This is a genomic window from Pseudoalteromonas sp. DSM 26666 (assembly GCF_900116475.1).
Lineage (GTDB): Bacteria > Pseudomonadota > Gammaproteobacteria > Enterobacterales > Alteromonadaceae > Pseudoalteromonas > Pseudoalteromonas tetraodonis.
In genome coordinates, this window is sequence record NZ_FPAR01000016.1 from 1 (window position 1) to 17,361 (window position 17,361).

At 38.6% G+C, this 17,361-nt stretch carries 16 protein-coding genes; 3 read left to right on the top strand and 13 right to left on the bottom strand.

From position 1 onward, the window contains the following. Positions 1–174: 174 nt before the first annotated feature. The 3 genes from BM380_RS18505 to rph all read right to left on the bottom strand — a co-directional run bounded on the left by BM380_RS18505 (position 175) and on the right by rph (position 1,857). Positions 175–378 carry a diacylglycerol kinase gene (locus BM380_RS18505; RefSeq protein ID WP_139232435.1) on the bottom strand — a complete coding sequence of 68 codons (204 nt, stop codon included), beginning with the start codon at positions 376–378 and terminating at the stop codon, positions 175–177. 106 nt (positions 379–484) lie between these two features. Then, the gene (pyrE, locus tag BM380_RS17905) at positions 485–1,129 is read right to left on the bottom strand and encodes an orotate phosphoribosyltransferase (protein WP_033103752.1); all 645 of its coding nucleotides are present in this window, start codon (positions 1,127–1,129) and stop codon (positions 485–487) included. A gap of 14 nt (positions 1,130–1,143) precedes the next feature. Next, positions 1,144–1,857 (bottom strand): ribonuclease PH, encoded by a 714-nt coding sequence (gene rph, locus BM380_RS17910; protein ID WP_008111261.1) that lies wholly within the window; start codon positions 1,855–1,857, stop codon positions 1,144–1,146. Positions 1,858–2,036: 179 nt separating this feature from the next. Here rph and BM380_RS17915 point away from each other — a divergent pair, with 179 nt between their 5' ends. Further along, positions 2,037–2,897 carry a YicC/YloC family endoribonuclease gene (locus BM380_RS17915; RefSeq protein WP_090495431.1) on the top strand — a complete coding sequence of 287 codons (861 nt, stop codon included), beginning with the start codon at positions 2,037–2,039 and terminating at the stop codon, positions 2,895–2,897. Between the two features lie 60 nt (positions 2,898–2,957). Here BM380_RS17915 and BM380_RS17920 read toward each other — a convergent pair whose 3' ends face one another. Further along, the gene (locus BM380_RS17920; protein WP_090495433.1) at positions 2,958–4,958 is read right to left on the bottom strand and encodes a response regulator; all 2,001 of its coding nucleotides are present in this window, start codon (positions 4,956–4,958) and stop codon (positions 2,958–2,960) included. 167 nt (positions 4,959–5,125) lie between these two features. On the opposite strand from BM380_RS17920, the gene yvcK reads away from it, so the two are divergent. After that, positions 5,126–5,998: a gluconeogenesis factor YvcK family protein gene (gene yvcK, locus BM380_RS17925; RefSeq protein WP_090495434.1), complete on the top strand. Its 873-nt coding sequence runs from the start codon at positions 5,126–5,128 to the stop codon at positions 5,996–5,998. On the opposite strand, the gene BM380_RS17930 is transcribed toward yvcK, so the two are convergent. Further along, a complete protein-coding gene (locus BM380_RS17930; protein ID WP_090495435.1) occupies positions 5,995–6,327 on the bottom strand; it encodes an Hpt domain-containing protein in 333 nt (110 codons plus the stop codon). The genes yvcK and BM380_RS17930 overlap by 4 nt on opposite strands. Positions 6,328–6,384: 57 nt before the next feature. Here BM380_RS17930 and BM380_RS17935 point away from each other — a divergent pair, with 57 nt between their 5' ends. Further along, a complete protein-coding gene (locus tag BM380_RS17935) occupies positions 6,385–7,368 on the top strand; it encodes a glycosyltransferase family 4 protein (protein WP_254772084.1) in 984 nt (327 codons plus the stop codon). Here the strand turns inward: BM380_RS17935 and BM380_RS17940 are convergent. The 8 genes from BM380_RS17940 to BM380_RS17975 all read right to left on the bottom strand — a co-directional run bounded on the left by BM380_RS17940 (position 7,363) and on the right by BM380_RS17975 (position 17,360). After that, positions 7,363–8,769, bottom strand: coding sequence for a sigma-54-dependent transcriptional regulator (locus BM380_RS17940; RefSeq protein WP_090495438.1), 1,407 nt, complete (start codon positions 8,767–8,769; stop codon positions 7,363–7,365). The two genes, BM380_RS17935 and BM380_RS17940, sit on opposite strands and share 6 nt — an antisense overlap. A gap of 97 nt (positions 8,770–8,866) precedes the next feature. After that, positions 8,867–10,327, bottom strand: a complete 1,461-nt coding sequence (locus BM380_RS17945; protein WP_090495440.1) for a SpoIIE family protein phosphatase — start codon at positions 10,325–10,327, stop codon at positions 8,867–8,869. A 7-nt stretch (positions 10,328–10,334) separates the two neighbouring features. Further along, a complete protein-coding gene (locus BM380_RS17950; RefSeq protein ID WP_090495442.1) occupies positions 10,335–11,039 on the bottom strand; it encodes a cellulose synthase operon protein YhjQ/BcsQ in 705 nt (234 codons plus the stop codon). Further along, positions 11,036–13,120 carry an SLBB domain-containing protein gene (locus BM380_RS17955; protein WP_090495444.1) on the bottom strand — a complete coding sequence of 695 codons (2,085 nt, stop codon included), beginning with the start codon at positions 13,118–13,120 and terminating at the stop codon, positions 11,036–11,038. Before BM380_RS17955 ends, BM380_RS17950 begins: the two co-directional genes overlap by 4 nt. A 3-nt stretch (positions 13,121–13,123) precedes the next feature. After that, positions 13,124–13,978 carry an OmpA family protein gene (locus tag BM380_RS17960; RefSeq protein WP_090495447.1) on the bottom strand — a complete coding sequence of 285 codons (855 nt, stop codon included), beginning with the start codon at positions 13,976–13,978 and terminating at the stop codon, positions 13,124–13,126. Between the two features lie 20 nt (positions 13,979–13,998). Beyond that, entirely contained in the window at positions 13,999–14,307 is a 309-nt protein-coding gene (locus BM380_RS17965; RefSeq protein WP_090495448.1) for an STAS domain-containing protein, read from the bottom strand. Positions 14,308–14,473: 166 nt separating this feature from the next. Further along, on the bottom strand, positions 14,474–16,273 hold the full coding sequence (locus BM380_RS17970) for a sugar transferase (RefSeq protein ID WP_090495450.1): 1,800 nt from the start codon (positions 16,271–16,273) through the stop codon (positions 14,474–14,476). A 10-nt stretch (positions 16,274–16,283) separates the two neighbouring features. Next, positions 16,284–17,360 carry a glycosyltransferase gene (locus tag BM380_RS17975; protein ID WP_090495451.1) on the bottom strand — a complete coding sequence of 359 codons (1,077 nt, stop codon included), beginning with the start codon at positions 17,358–17,360 and terminating at the stop codon, positions 16,284–16,286. Position 17,361: the final 1 nt, after the last annotated feature.

Genomic DNA, 17,361 nt, shown 5'->3' on the forward strand with positions numbered 1-17,361 from the left:
AAAGTTTTCGAAACTAAGTTTTACTCGACTCACTAAGTGACTCTTGCCTCGCTAAGCGTTGCTGTCTGCCGTCTCAGTGGGGTCGCATTATAGGGAGATCCGAAAACAGATCAACCCTTTTTTGAAGAAAACTTGAAATAAATGTCTGTTCGCTGGATATTTGAACGATAGATACTAAAAACACAACATAACTATCAATTTATTAACAATAAACGCGGTATTTAAGCGTTTAACTGTGAGGTAGCCCTTAAATGTGTAAAGAATGATCATCATGATCACCAATAGGAGAGCAACCGCTGCAGATCTTATATCTTTAGCTTGATCCGATGGAACATTAATCTCTGTACTTATACGATCTGCTAATGCTTTTATGGCTATAGTTGGATTTAATCACTCGACTATGAGAATTAACTCGCTCTAACTATTCGTGCGAGTTCTGCTAAGTTTTAAACAAAATAAAGCCCCGCTTTTGCGAGGCTCTTACTTATGCTACACCGTATTGATCTCGGTATGCTTTTACTGCCGCTAAATGCTCATCCATGGTTCCTTGATTCTCAAGGTAACTGATTAGATCAGCCAATTTAACAATAGAAGTTACTTGAGTATTAAAGTCACGCTCTACTTCTTGTATAGCTGAAAGCTCGGCTTTACCTTTTTCTTGGCGATCAAGTGCGATTAAAACACCACTTAAATCTGCGCCATTGTCCGCAATAATTTCCATAGATTCCCGAATTGCAGTACCTGCAGTGATCACATCATCAACTAACATGATCTTACCTTTAAGATCCGAACCTACTAAGCTGCCACCTTCACCGTGTGCTTTTTTCTCTTTGCGGTTAAAGCAGTAAGGCACATCTTTGTTGTAATGATCAGCCAACGCAACAGCGGTTGTTGTTGCAATTGGAATACCTTTATAAGCTGGGCCAAATAATACATCGTATTCAATTGCCGCATCTTCAAGCGCTGCAGCATAAAAGCGACCTAAGCGAGCAAGATCACGACCGGTATTAAACAAACCAGCATTAAAAAAGTATGGACTTGTACGGCCAGATTTTAAGGTAAATTCACCAAACTTTAATACCTGCTTTTCTAAAGCAAATTCAATAAACTCTTTTTGATATTCTTTCATCGCCGATTACCTATTTATGCTAGTGCTTGTTTTTGTACATCTATAATTTCACGAATTGAGTGCTTAGCGAGTGTAAGTAGCTCATCAAGTTCATCAAACGAGAAAGGCTCGCCTTCAGCTGTCCCTTGTACTTCAATAATTTTACCTGTTTCAGTTAAAATTACATTCATATCGGTTTCAGCGTCAGAGTCTTCAAGGTATTCTAAATCGCTAATCGCTTGGCCTTTATATATGCCAACTGAAATAGCCGCGATCATATGCTTAAGTGGATTTGAATTAATCATCCCTTTTGCACGCATGTAAGTAAGTGCATCAACGAGTGCGACACATGCACCACTAATTGATGCTGTACGTGTACCACCATCAGCTTGAATTACATCACAATCAATAGTAATTGTGTTTTCACCGAGTGCTTTTAGATCTATTGCAGCACGTAAAGAGCGAGCAATCAGACGCTGTATTTCCATTGTACGACCGCCTTGTTTACCTCGCGTTGCCTCACGACTATTACGTGTGTGTGTTGCGCGCGGTAACATGCCATATTCTGCGTTTACCCAACCTTTACCTTGGCCTTTCATAAAGCGTGGCACGCCAGCTTCAACAGTCGCGGTACAAAGTACCTTAGTGTTACCAAACTCTACTAATACTGAGCCTTCAGCATGCAAAGTATAGTTACGTGTGAACGTAACCGGTCTAATTTGATTAGGTGTTCTTTCGCTTGGACGCATTGACGATCCCCTTAATTCTGAATTTGCCACATTATATGTGGATGTGAATACAGATGCCATGTTGATTTAGATTAAAGTGTGTTTAAAAAACACTCAGTAGGTTAAATTTTCTTTAGAGCTTAAGCAGTGTTACGGTATAATCATTACACTATTGTATTTAAAAATGTAGGAAATCATCCATGATCCACAGTATGACAGCTTATGCGCGTCGCGAAATTAAAGGCGAATGGGGCACTGGCACGTGGGAAGTTCGTTCAGTGAACCAACGTTACCTTGAAACATTTATTCGTGCACCAGAGCAATTTCGTGGCATGGAGCCCGTTATTCGCGAGCGTCTGCGTAAGCACTTACAGCGTGGTAAGGTAGAAGTCTTCTTAAAATTTGTCGCAAATCCCGCACATGTTGGTGAATTATCAATTAATCAATCTCTTGCTGAGCAGTTAATTAATAGTGCTAAGTGGGTACAACAACAAAGCAATGGTGATATTAATCCTGTTGATATTTTACGTTGGCCTGGTGTTATGGAAGCACAAGAAATTGATATGGATAGTGTAAATACAGCTCTTATTAGTGGTCTTGACCAAGTAATTGAAGACTTTAAATCTGCGCGTGGCGATGAAGGTGCAAACCTTGAAGAAATGATAACTACACGATTAACCGCCATTTTAGAGCAAGTTGATATTGTTGAAGCACATATGCCAGAAATTACTAAGTGGCAACGTGAAAAGTTAGTACAAAAGCTTGAAGATTTAACAACAAATATTGATGAGTCACGCCTTGAGCAAGAACTGATTTATCTTGCACAAAAGCAAGATGTTGCCGAAGAGCTAGACCGTTTAAAGTCGCACGTTAAAGAAACTCGCAAAATCCTGAGTAAAGGTGGTGCTTGTGGTCGTCGTTTAGATTTTATGATGCAAGAGTTTAATCGTGAAGCAAACACGTTAGCATCTAAATCTATCAATAGTGACATCACCAACGCAGCTGTAGAGCTAAAAGTCCTGATTGAGCAAATGCGTGAGCAAATACAAAATATCGAGTAACAAGCTATAAATTAAAAAAAGGGCATAATTACGTGTAATTATGCCCTTTTTTATTACCGCTTATAAAAGCGTACTTAGAGACGCTTTTAAGGTTTCAAACTTAATAGGCTTGGTAAGTACTTTATTAATACCTACTTTGAAGCACGATGCCTTGTCATCGGTTGAGGCATTGGCTGTCAGTGCAAAAATAGGAATATCACTTAACAGCTCATTACGGATATGCTGTGTTGCGGTTAATCCATCCATGGTTGGCATCATGATATCCATTAAAATTAAGTCGAAGTGTTTGAGTTTCATAAACTCAATTGCTTCTACCCCATCATTAGCAATAGTGACTTTATGATTTAGCTTTTGTAAGAATGCCTTTATGAGTACTTGATTGGTTTTATTATCCTCGGCAACGAGAACTGATAATTCTGGCTGCTGTGATGAGAATTCAGGTTTAATTTCATCAATAGCGGCTTCTTTAAATGGCAGTAAAATCGTAAACTTACTACCTAATCCTAATTGTGTTTCTACACTAATAGAGCCATCCATAAGTTCGATTAGGTTTTTTGAAATACTCAGTCCTAGTCCAACACCCTCGTTTTTTCTGTTTATACCTTCATTAACTTGTCGAAATGGCTGAAATATAAAGACCAGATCTTTTTTTGCAATACCCACTCCTGAATCTTCAATAGTGAATTTTAAGTTGTCATCGACAATGCTTACACATAATGCAATGTGTCCTGAGTGGGTAAACTTAAACGCATTGCCAATAAGATTAAACAGTATCTGCCCTAATCTAAACTCATCCCCCATTATAAAAGTGGGAATATCATCATTAATCGAAACTGAAAAAATAATATCTTCACTGTCTTCAATTATATGCAACTGTCCGACGATATTCTCGATAAGCAGTTTTACATTTAAGGGTTTGTTGGCGATTAATATGGTTCCTGATTCAATTTTTGAGAAATCCAATACATCGGTGATTAATCCATACAGAATATCTGCACTCGAATTTGCGTAATCTAGCCATTGGCGTTGCTCTTGAGTCAGGTCGGTGTCTATTAATAACTCGATCATCCCCATAATCGCATTCATGGGTGTTCTTATTTCATGCGACATAATGGTTAAAAATTTTGTTTTTGTTTTACTGGCTTCCTCTGCTTTTAGTTTTTCATTTTCAAGTGCTGTTTCTCGCTCTTTTGAAATGGTGATATCTTTAGCGATACCTAAGTAACCAATAAAGTTTCCTTGCTCGTCAAATTGTGACTTGCCATTGAGCGAAACCCATAAAGGAGTGGGTGAGTTAACTTCAAACTCAAACCCACTAAAATCCTCATGCTCTGCCAATAATGCTGCGAAGGCTTGCCATTTTTGTGTATTTTTTTGCTCATTTTTAGTGCGCAAAGACTCTATGCTTTTATTAATAAAAATTTGCGCATAGGTATTGTCTTCTCTTTCAAGATTATTAACGCTGGTAAATGTCATATCGGGCTCAGTTCGCCAAAACCACTCACTCGCTAATTCTTTAAATAAAGTAGAAAGCTGTGAAAATTTATCGAGCAATAAAACCGACTGTTGAGTGTGGGCATGTAATTTATTTAACTGTAAAAAAGCGTGAAATGCTTGCTGAAGAAATACCTTTATTAGCTGTGAGACTATAATCTCATCATTATTTTTGTTATGCACATGAGTGAAAATAAACAAGCACTGCTCGCTTGTTGTGTTAATTCCTATTAACAGCGCTGTTTTTATATCGCGGCTATTGATCTTTTTTGACGTAGCAAATAGTTGTTCTGCCGATGGGTTATGGCTAAATGAATAACCGCTTTCGAGTGCCTGTAAAAATGCAGTGCATGGCGGCCATATTTTCTCATCAAAATCGATGTTCGATGTGCCAACAGTTAAGAAGTGATGATGTGTTTTTTTTAAAACAATGCAATCTTGGTATCGCAGTAGCGGCTGCAGTAACGCTGAGATAGTCGCTAAAATATCAATTTCATCATCACACTGATGCAATAACGCTAACTGCCTTTGCAACTGCGTAATAGTAATTAATTCATTACGTTGCATACCCACTCCCTCAGCTAAAATGCATCGCGTTTTGCAAAGAATATCAAAATCGATGTTATGACTAATTAATATAGAACAAAATTTAATATAAATCATTGAGTTATTTTTTTGGCAGGATGGAATGATTTCTGCTTTATTAATATAAATAAACACATGAAGGCATAGCTATGAAAATAGTGTGTATCGGTGGTGGTCACGGATTAGCGCAAGTATTAAGTGCTATCAAACCCTTATGTAATCACTTAACCGCGATTGTAGCCACTACTGATAATGGCGGTAGTACCGGACGCATAAGAGATGAGCAGGATTGCATTGCTTTAGGTGATATAAGACGCTGCTGCGTACAGCTCGCCGGAGAAGGTACGCAGGCTCATGCTATGTATGAACACAGATTTATGCATGGCGACATGGCGGGTCATTGCTTAGGAAACTTAACGCTATTAGGGTTAACCCAGCTAACACACTCTCCTACCGAGGCCATTGCGTCTTTTAATCGTTTGCTTGGGAACAAAGAGACTGTGTTACCTATGTCTGATTTACCAACAGATTTAATTGCCGAGCTAAATAATGGTGAAAAAATATTTGGTGAATGCGCGATTGATGCCTTAAATGAGCTACCAACATCAGTCTACTTATCAAAAGCTGTGCCGCCAGCGCCTGGCACTGTTGAGGCTATTTTAGATGCCGATTTAATAATTATTGGCCCCGGCAGTATCATTACTAGCGTTATGCCAACTTTTTTAATTACAGATATTACTAACGCGATAAAACAAACCTCTGCGTGTCGCATATTTATAGAAAACACGGCTCAGGAAAGCAGTGTTATGCAACATACAAAAATTGCCGGTATTGATTGGTTACAAAAAAAGCTCGGCACTAAAATATACGATTTAAGCATTTCTCCTTCTGCCATTATCGAAATTTTACAACAGGGAGAGAAATGCAAGGAAACGGGTAAACATTTACATAATATTGATGAGTTAAAAAATGTATTTTCAGAGTTATTAAAAAGCTCTTTTAATGCAGAGAAACACGCTTAATGGTTTTGGATAAGTTCGTTCATGTGTTCAAAGGTTTTTTTACTCTGTGCATCGGCTAATTTTAAAAGTGTTGCAACTTCAGTGTCTAAGCCATTGACTTTAACTTGCTGTTCAATCAATTGGCACGTTTGCGCTAACCTTGTTGCACCAAAACTATAGCCACTACTTTTTAAGCTATGTGCATACAGTTCAATCTCTTCAGGCTTGGTTGAGGCAAGCATTTGTGCAACTAACTTTTTAGACTCATCAACAAAAACGTTTAAAAGCTCAATAGCCATGCTATCGCCAACATCATATTTTAATTGTTCTATTACAGATGTATCTATCATAATTTTCTTTTGGAGCTCGTTGTGAATAATCGGATTATATTGTTTGTAGACTCTTCCATGATTGGTGGTATTGAGACTCACATTATAGAGTTACACAAACTGCTTAATAAAAATCGAGTTAATTGTTCAGTTTTATTTTATAAAAATCATGGGAATAATGAATTTTATAGATTACTTGATAAGCAAAGCATACAGTATGATTTTCTGCAAGGCTCGTTTATGAGTTTAATCATGCGGTTTCGCAGCTATGACCACAATACGGTTATTCATACCCATGGCTACAAAGCTGGAATTTTAGGGCGCTTAGCCTGTAAACTTATAAATAAGCATTGTGTTAGCACTTACCATGCAGGAGAGGCTGGTACAGGAAAAATGTGGTTGTATAACAAATTAGATTTATGGCTTAGTTGGCTATCAACTAACTTTGCAGTGTCTGAAAAAATTAGTAAAACAATAAAAAACGCCCAATTACTGGAAAACTTCATCGCAATAACCGAACCTCCCAGTACTAATTTTGCACAACCGGTACTTAAAATCGGGTTTGTTGGCCGCTTATCTTATGAAAAAGGCCCTGATATCTTTTATGCCTTAGCTCAAAATATGCTGATAAATCAACAAGTGGAGTTTCACCTTTTTGGTGATGGCCCAATGCGCAACGCTATCCCCCAAATAAACAACCTTCATTATCATGGATTAACTAATCGAGATGCTATTTGGCAACATGTTGATGCTTTACTCATTTGCTCTAGAGAGGAAGGCCTGCCTATGACCTTGCTAGAGAGTATGAGCAATCATAAAATTGTTATTAGCAGTCCAGTAGGCGCTATTCCTAGCATTATAAACAATGGAGTGAATGGCTTTTTAATGAAATCAGCAAATGCACTAGAATGCCAACAATCGATAGAAGCATTGCTTGCCTTATCTACAACGCAAAAAAGCGAAATGGCACACTCAGCATACGCTATGCTTGAGGAGCGTTTTTCAGGTAAAAAACAGTTTGCTTTGTTACAAACTGCTTATACTGCAAAAACATTGTTATAAATTTTCTTCCCACCCTTTAATTTTTCGGTATAGAGTTGAAGGACTTACATCTAAAAGAGCGGCAGCTTTAGGAATATTGGTTGCACATATTTTTATTACTCGTTCTATATATTCTTTTTCGGCGACCCACAAAGCCTTAACTTCACTTTCAACCTGCGGTAACTCTTCAAACTCTTGCACTTGTACCGATGTGTTTAGCTGCCCAGTTTGACTCTCGTTGCGTGGCTCTTTTTGCACGCTTTGTGGCAATGCAGGTAACATCGATACGTCAATCCACTCTTGTGGATTAAGTACTAAAATATTGCGGATCACATTTTCTAGCTGCCTAACATTACCGGGCCAATCGTATTGCGCTAAAAACTGTTTTACATCGTCGGTGATCCCTTTATAAGGGTGCTGCTCTTCTTTGGCTATTTTTATAAATAACGCTTGTGCTATTTCAATAATATCTCTGTCACGCTCTCTGAGTGGCGGCAATTCAATAGGAATAACGTGCAGTCGATAGTATAAATCTTCTCTAAATCGACCTGCTTCAACTTCAGCAAGCGGATTTCGGTTAGTGGCACAAACAAACCTCACATCAACCTTTACTTGTCTTTCACTGCCGACTTGTTGATAAGTACCCGTTTGAATAAAGCGAAGTAACTTACTTTGCAAGTTAACATCCATCTCGCATAACTCATCTAAAAACAGCGTACCGCCATCTGCCTGCCCTGCCGCCCCGAGTCGATTAGCAATTGCCCCCGTAAAAGCGCCTTTTAGGTGGCCAAATATTTCGCTTTCAATTAAATCTTTTGGGATGGCGGCACAATTAAGTGCCACAAAAGGCTTGTCGACACGATTAGAGGCTTGATGAACAGCCCGTGCACAGAGCTCTTTACCTGTCCCACTTTCGCCGGTAATAAATACCGTGGCTTTGCTCGCTGAAGCAGAGCTAATAACTTGATACACCGATTGCATTTGCTTAGAGCTGCCAATCAAATCAAAGTAACGACCATTTTCATAAATATTTTTATATTTAGTAACCGTTTGTTTTAAATCTTTTATTTTAAGTGTGTTATTAATGGTTATACGAAAACGTTCTGCTTCGACTGGTTTTTCTAAAAAGTCACTGGCACCTAACTTGATCGCTTGAATAGCCATTTCTTTGGTCGCATGCCCAGTTAATACAACAACTTGAGGAAAGTTGTCAGGTTCTAGCTGGGCAAGAATATCAAGTCCGTTCATGTCGGGTAACATGACATCAAGCACAATAAGATCGGGTTTTATCTTGTTTATAATATCAAGAGCTGTTGCCCCATCGTTAGCCACCAGCGTGTTTACACCTGTAGGTAAAAGATAAGACTGGTACATCATAGCGAGCGATTGGGTGTCTTCTACAATGAGTATTGTTGGTGGCATAACCCTTTTCCTTTTAGCAACTCGCTAAGAATTATTTTGATAAAAAATATTAACTTATGAATATTAAGTTAACTATACATAGTCAATTAAATCAAATTCAATTAATGATTATTAATGATGCGTCATCCACTTCTTTAGAAAGGGCAACCTGTGAATTTTTCCATAAGGAGTGTGCAAAATCCTCTGCTGAGGTGCTTTGCGTGGGGATGATTTTTTTTAATTCGGTCATTTCGTCTTTGTCGGTGAAACGGTTATCGGTCCAGCCGTCGGTGTAAAGTATGATATGTTCAACATTATCAAGCTCAGTTTCATACAAAGTATATTGATGATCATTAGAAAGCCCAAGTAATGGCCCTGTGCCATTTAACTGAGATAGGTCACCATTTTTACTAATAATAACCGGCGCAGGATGGCCGGCATTGAGCCAATACAGTTTATTATTTTCTAAAAAACAGATCACTAAAGTCACTAAGCTTGATTTGCATAATTGTTGCTTATAAAGCGCATTATTCAGCGCCGCTAACATTTCTTGATACGCTAACCCCGTTGCTAAAAAGCCACTAATGAAGCCTTTTATAGCAAAGCTCTCTTTGAGGGCTTGTAAGCCATGCCCCATCATATCGCCCAGTATAAAAGCCGTACCTTCATCGTTAATTGGCATGAAAAAATCCCCCCCGTTGCCCACACCAATTGAGCCAAAAATATGCGCTGTTTTATTGTGCCCCAAGAGTACTTTTGAGGGCGTTAACCCAAATGTGCTTTGATAGGATAAATAAGCGAATCTGTGCGTTACCCGCTCTATGCTTTGTAAGAGCTTATTTTTTTTAACTGGTTTAATTAAATAATCATCAACCCCCAAACGATTAATTTTACTGATCACTTCTTCGCTATCATCACCGGTTAACATCACCACTGATAACTGTGACTTTAAATTCGATTTATTTAGCTTTTCGAGTAATGGCTCACATGTTCCTTGTTTAAGTTTATGATCAAGCAACAATATACTGGCATCTGAGGTTAAAATGGCCTGCCAACCAGCGTCTATGTTTTCACAGGTGATGACATTAAATTTATCTTTTAGGTAGGCACTCATTAATGCTAATTGAGTGACATCATCATCAACATAAATAATGCTGGGTCGTTTATCGATATTGGTTAAAGGAAAAGAGAAATAATTTTTACCTGCACGGGTGTCGTAGATGGCATCGGCAAAGTAATGGCGAATAAGCTCAACCCCCATTCCTCCCTCTACCAACTCATCCGACGCTAACGTCCATGAAGAGTTGTTCTGTTTAAATAAATTATAGGGCTTAAGCTCATCTACAAAAGTTAACTGGTAAGTATCGTTATTTATTTGGCTGATACGCAGCATAATAAGCTGCTCATCTCCCTCATTATGGCGAATTAAATTAGTTAGGTATTCTGTTGCTACTAAGCCTGCGGCATCGGCTTCATCTCGCGTGACCGATAAAGCGCCCAGCACATGTTTAAGTACTTGGCGTATTTCCGTTAAGGTGGGCCACAATAATTCAAAGCGTCGCTCAAATAATATATCCATAAGGGTCTCAGTAATGTTTAAACAACCACTTTTGTTTGTTTATTTTGCTGGTTAAAAACGCGCATACTCTTGGCCACTTTGGTGAGTGTCGCTGCAAAAGTAATAACATGCGCTCCCCTAAAGGGGCAAAGCTATGTTGGCTTACTAATAACTTTATGTTGCTATGACCCGCTTGCTTAAGCTCTGCCACACCTTGGCATAATGACTCTTCATTATTTATACCTAACGCCACGGTAACCAGAGTAAGCTCACTACATAAACTTAAAGAATGCAGCGGTACATTGTTACGATTTAGCTTTAACGCAGGCGACATATCTAGCAGCACATAATCATATTCTTGTTTTAACCGCAGCACGGCCTCATTTAAAACATGCTTATTTTTTGCAGAATCAATCGACTCAAGGTTATGGATGGTAAGCACCTCAATACCCTGATAAGGCATAACACTAAGCTGACATGAAATATCATCAAAGCGCCATAACTTGGTTAATGTTGGCAGCTGCTTATCTAAACGAAACGAGCTAATGGGGTTGAGATCAATAACTAATACCGACTTATTTTGACTTTGTAAACGTTGAGCCACACTAATACATGCGGTTGATGAACCTTCTCCACCATACAAGGAAATAAACGTTACACAGCGTGCTTCATCGTCAATCAAGGTGTTACAAATGGTTTCTAGTTCATGGTACTGCCCTGGTATAAGTTTCATAGGCTCACCACCAAGGCAATAATTGTTATAAAGTCGAGGAAGTTATCTTTAAATTGGCTAATTAGGTCTTGGCCTTTATCGGGTACGTATAACGTATCACCGGCTCTTAATACGGGGATATTGGCTGAATTTGGTGACTTAATAAATTCTTCAAGATTGAATATTCGCGACTGTTCTTTACAGCATGAATGGTTAACGACTACTATTTTGTCAATGAGAGCTGAACTTGACGGTCCTCCCGCTTCAGCAAGCACATCCAAAATAGACATCGTATCATCAAAGTTGTAACGGCCAGGCTTTTGAACAGCTCCCATAATGCGAACAACACGCTCTTTAGGGGTACGTAACCAATCTTTATCTTTTTCTGGAATAAATATTGTGTCTCCTGGTGACACATGAGGAAATAACGTTTCATCACCAGTTTCAAAGTACATCGCTAAATCAAGTTTACTCACTCGAGCACGATTACCATTACGATGCGTTACTCTAATATTACGAATATCCGCACTCCCATTAGGACCATCTGCTGCTGCCAAAATATCAATAAAATGCATATTGTCATTAAACGCATAGCGCCCAGGTGAGCCTACTTGCCCCATGATATAAATAGACTTGCTCGACTCTTGACGTATCCATTGCGATTTATTGTCTCCAGGGTCTACTGGTAATTCTTCAACAATAATAGTATCGCCAGCAATTAAACTCGGCAGCGCACTTTCACCGTTAGTAATGGTGTATTTTTCAAGATCAAATCGTTGGGTGACATCGCCATTTCGCAAAATTTTAATATCGTTTACGTTAGCGCCTTTAGTAGGACCACCAGCATGCGCTAATAGATCAGTAAAATCCATTTCATTACTCCATTCATAACGACCAGGAGATTGAATAGCACCTATAATTTTAATTGCGCGTTTTGTTGGAATTTTTAACCAGCTTTTTTCGTTAACGTCTGTTTTTTCAGGGACAAATATTACATCACCGGGGTTTAAATCAGGCACTTTTGCGGTGATTAATCCCTCACTATAGCCCTGCAAATCAAAAAGTATGCTCTCTCCAGCAGGGGTTAATATTTTTATTTGCCGTGTTTCTGCAAAGCGAGTTGGCCCACCTGCATTAGCTAAAATGTCTAAAAAGTTAGTACTGTCGGCAGCCTCATAGGCACCCGGCTTTTGTACCTCACCCATAATATAAACAGTTCGCGTTGTGGTGTTTACATCATCCACCATAATCGGCACATATATGGTTGATCCCGCTTTTAGTAGCGGCATGTTGTTATCGGTAGGTTTATCTAAATAGGCTTTTAAATCAAAAATAACAGGAGTTTTATCAACGATCACTCTAATTTTAGTTACATCCGCATAGCGAGTAACCCCTTCCGCACGCATCAGTGCATCTAGAAGCGTCATATTTTCTTTAAACGAAAAACTACCAGGATTATGTACTTCGCCGAGCATAGTAATGGCACTGTTGTCGCTTGCATCCCCTGTCGCACTAAGCGTTTGTGCATCAAAATCAATTTGTACGTTACCAAGAAGTGGGGAGACAGGCACAAACACGGTATCTTCACTTTTAAGCGTTGGCAGTAGATTAATATCACCGGAGTCTAAATAAGCTTTATAATTAAACTCAATAACTTCATCTTTGCGTCTTATTTGTAAGCGATCGAGCTGTGCGCCAGGTCTTAGACCATTAGCTTTAGCTATCACCATTTGAATATTACCATCATCGGGAATACTCACCTGTGAGGGCGTGATCACATACCCTAAAACATTAATAAATATATCTCTGCTTCTGAGCTCCACATAAAAGTCATCTATTGCAACAAACAACTCTGCAAGAATAGGTTTAAGTTCTGCTTCTATTTGCGCAACCGTTTTATTACCTACCTGAAATTGCCCCACCTCAGGTATATTAATTTGACCTTTTTTGTCGACCTCAAAGGTTGTTTCAAATTCAACTTCCCCTGGCACATACAAAAACAGCTTATTACCTGCTTGTACTATGGATTCATCGGCTTGCGCTGCAAACGCAGAGTTCGTTATTAAAAAGAAAAAAACGAAGACAGCAAAAATAAGTTTCATACATTACTCCTTTTTCTTTTCAATAATTTTAGTCCAATTCATTAGTGACTTTACGTGTTTACTATCTTCACTTTGCACGTTAGCATCTAAAATAACAGCCTCAACTCGGCGGTCTGAATGGCGTTTTTGCTCGCTTTGCTCCGACTCACTAAATGGTTTTAAACTACCTTGGGTTAAAGTGGTAATGTTATAGGTAGGCACGCCATAAACACCCAGCCAATGCTTAACAGTTTCAGCGCGTTTTAAAGCCAGCTCGTAATTACTATTTTTACTGCCTACTGAGTCAGTATGGCCAATAAGTAAAATACTAATACTTTCTAGTTGTTTAATTAAATCGGCTGCTTGAGCAACCCGTACGGCATATTTAGGGGTTATTTCAAAGGCGTTAAATGCAAATTGGTTATCACTATTTAATAACTCTGCTATTTGCTTTTTTACATTAACTAAAGCGGGTTGTTCGTCAGTCGGCGCGGCACAGTTAGTCAGCTTTCTAACAGTATCAAAGTGATTAGTTAATTGATTAAGGCCATGATAATGAATTAGTAAGTCGTGCTCCGCGTCTTCCCACATTTGGGCTGCAATTAAACGCCGAATACGATTTTCATATATTTGGGCTTTTAATAACTGTGCTGGCATACAGGCATTAATATCTTGCGCTTTTAATAATTCAAGTTTAAGTACTAAGTGCTCAAACTCACTTCTAACCACACTCTCGGGTTGGTTAAATGTTTCATCAAGCTGTTGATCATCTAATGGATAGTTTTGATATTTTTCAGCCAAGCCTCCTTGTCCTTCATCTGGCCAAGAAGCACATCCGCCTAAAAACATGAAAATGACAATTGCTATGCGCGCCTTCATAAAACTCTCCCTGATAACCGCTAAACTGCATCAATAAATGGAATGGTTTTATCCACTCTTAATAAGTTCATTAACTTAAACGGCTGCCCCGTGACATTAAGTAAAGATAGCTTGTTGCTATGTTTTTCAATTCTTTTATATAGAAAAACAATAGCACCTATTCCTGAGGAGTCGATAAATTCGGTTTTAGAAAAGTCTAAAACAACACAATTTGAGTCTTGCTCAACGAGCAGCTCAAACTGATCTTTTAGCTCATCAACAGCAAAGCCCGAAAAGTCATTAGGAATGGTAACAATGGTGTTATCTATTTTGTTGGCTACATTTTTCATTTTAATCACCTATTAAAAGTATGAACTCAAATAGACAGTTACAAGAAGAATGCCAAATTTAACGCTTTGAAAAATATGAAATTTATTGATTTTTTGATTGAATTTTGAAATGGAGGTGCATAATGCAATTGCTTTTTGGATGTGCAATTGCATTATGCGAAGCGGGTTATTGGCCTTTACCGGTAAAAATAACAACCAATGTTTTAAAGAAAATGGTCAATTCCATATAACACCAACTACGAGCAGACGATGTACTCAACATATAGGCGTAATCCCAACCAATTTTATTTCGCGCATCATCAATAGTTTCATCATAGCCATTCATTACTTGCGCTAACCCAGATATGCCTGGTTTTATGCCATAGGTACGCTGACAAAAATAGGGAATATCTTTTTCAAGTTTTGAATAAAAAACAGGCCGTTCAGGGCGAGGTCCTATCAACGACATATCACCTATGAGTACATTCCACAGCTGAGGTAATTCATCTAATCTTGTTTTGCGAATAAAGCGCCCTACTGGGGTAATACGCGGATCATCTTTACTTGCCCACACCGCTCCACTTTTAACCTCTGCATCAACCACCATAGAGCGAAATTTTAATACGTTAAAAAGTGCCACAAAGTCATCATCACTTTGCCCTACTCGTAACTGTTTAAACAACACAGGTCCTTTAGAGCTGAACTTAATCACCAATGCAACCATGAGCATTACAGGAGACAGAACAATTAAGCCAATAGCAGAGCCTAAAATATCAATGCCGCGCTTTACTGCTCTAATCACAAGATTATTAGACTGCTTAGTTTGGTGAACGCGCTGCCAATGCTCACTATAATCACCGCGTTCAAATTTAATAATCCCCCAAAAAGCACACAAGTATGCCGCTACAATATAGTTAATACTGTCGATCACTGGCCATTTAGTCTTTATGCTCAAAAGCTGTTTTAATGCACCCACGCCATGTACAACGGCTAATGTAATACAGGCTACTTTGGCTAAAAACACGTTAGAAAAAACCGCCAAAGAAATTAGTAATCCATAAATCAGTACCAGTATAATGGGCATAATGCCACGTAATACCTTGTGCGAAATATAATTAAAGCTTACCCAGCCTAATTTTGGATTAAATAGCTCAGACAGCATTTTAATTTGTTGCCAATTGCCAGCGCCTAACCTTACTCTTCGGGCGTAATCATGGCTTTGTTCATCGCATTCACGTTCAACAATGTTGATCTCGTTATTTACTAGCGCTTTACCACCTTTATTAAGTGCTTTCATCGACAAAATAAAATCATCGTTTATAGTGCTCGCATCTAATAACTGAGCATATTCAGCGCGTATAGCAAACATGGCACCAGGTACGCCAATAACAGCGCCTAATGATGACTCCATACTTTTTACTTTATTTTGATATTGCCAATACTGTTGCTGCTCTTTGGTGGCTAAGTCATCTAATATATACACTCCCGTGATCACATTGACCTGAGGGTCTTTAAAATCAGTATCAATTTTATTTAGTACATCCACACTGAGTAATGCACTAACATCGGTGAACAACAATACATCGTAATTTGGTTTAGTTAGTTTTATTAACTCATTAACACCAAACGACTTACCTTTATTGATCTTATTAAAATGCAAATGACACACTACATTTTGCTTTGCAAGATGCGATTGAGCAATCATCGCCTCGTCATAGGTTTTGTCTGTACAGCCATCAAGGTAAACATGAATAGCATACTGCTCTGTGCTGTATAACATAGAGCCAAGGTTATAGAGCTTTTCACGAATATGTTCTTGCTCGTTGTAGGCGCACATTAAAATACCAAAGCGCGTTGTTGGCGGGGTAGCGTTTGATTCGATTTTCACTTCATCGTTACTAAAAAGCTTTAATAACAATAAGTAACCAACATGATGGTACAACACCAACACAATCAAAATCGCCAATGTAATCAGTAAAAAAGTCATTGTAATCCCCTTATGAAGCTAAGCCATTATAAAAATGGTCATAGGCTTCGCTCATTTTGTTTGCATCCGCAATTGAGAGAATATACTCTCGAATGCATTGCCCGTGCTTCATTTCCAATGCTTTTAATAGGGCAAGTTTTAAGCCAAATACATCATTAGGTTTTACTAAAATACCCTGCTTATTACTGACCACTTCACTAATGCCACCGACATCGGTTGCCACTATTACTTTTCCACATGCCATCGACTCTAAAATAGACAGAGGTAACCCCTCTCGTTGTGAGTACAAACACATGACATTAATGGCCGAGTAAAATAATTCCATATGCTGCACATTTCCTAAAAAATGCACTCGCTCTACCACCCCTAGTGACACTGCAGCACTCATCAATGAAAAACGTAAACTGCCATTACCAGCAAATACGAGTTCAATTTCTTTAGGTAAGGCAGGGAGTAATTTAATTAAATCTAAATGACCCTTCCCCGGCTCTAAACGAGCAGAACAGCCAATAAGTTTTTTATCGTGCGGTAAGTTAAGCTTAATCCGTGCTGTAGCTTCATTTATGTAACTAAATTGCTGAAAATCAATGCCATTAAGAATAGTGCTATCGGCTGTAATGGCGGTTTCGTTATAAAACTCATTGGCTACCACTTGTGCATCAGCCACCCAGTGTATTTTGGTCAGCTTGTTGAGCACTTTTGTAATTAGTCGCTGTTTAAAGTTTTTTAAGTACCACGCATCATGAATTGTCGATACATGTTTAACACTTGGGTTAACTAAACAGGTAAGGCTAGCGTAAAGCATCGGGCCAATATGATGGCTATGGATCACGCTAATATTATGTTGTTTGATTATTCCACTGAGCTTTTTAATCACACCTAGTTCAAATTTAGGGGCTTTATTTAGGCTTATAAGTTTTTGCTCAAAGGCTGACAATGCTGGCCATTCATTTATTGCATTCTGCTCCGTGCCCTCCAAAGAGACGATAATACTGGTGTTAGCAAATCGGCTTTTTTGCATTAAAGTCACGGCCATTTTTTCCAGTCCGCCAATTTTAAAATGTTGGACTAAATGTAAAACGTTCATG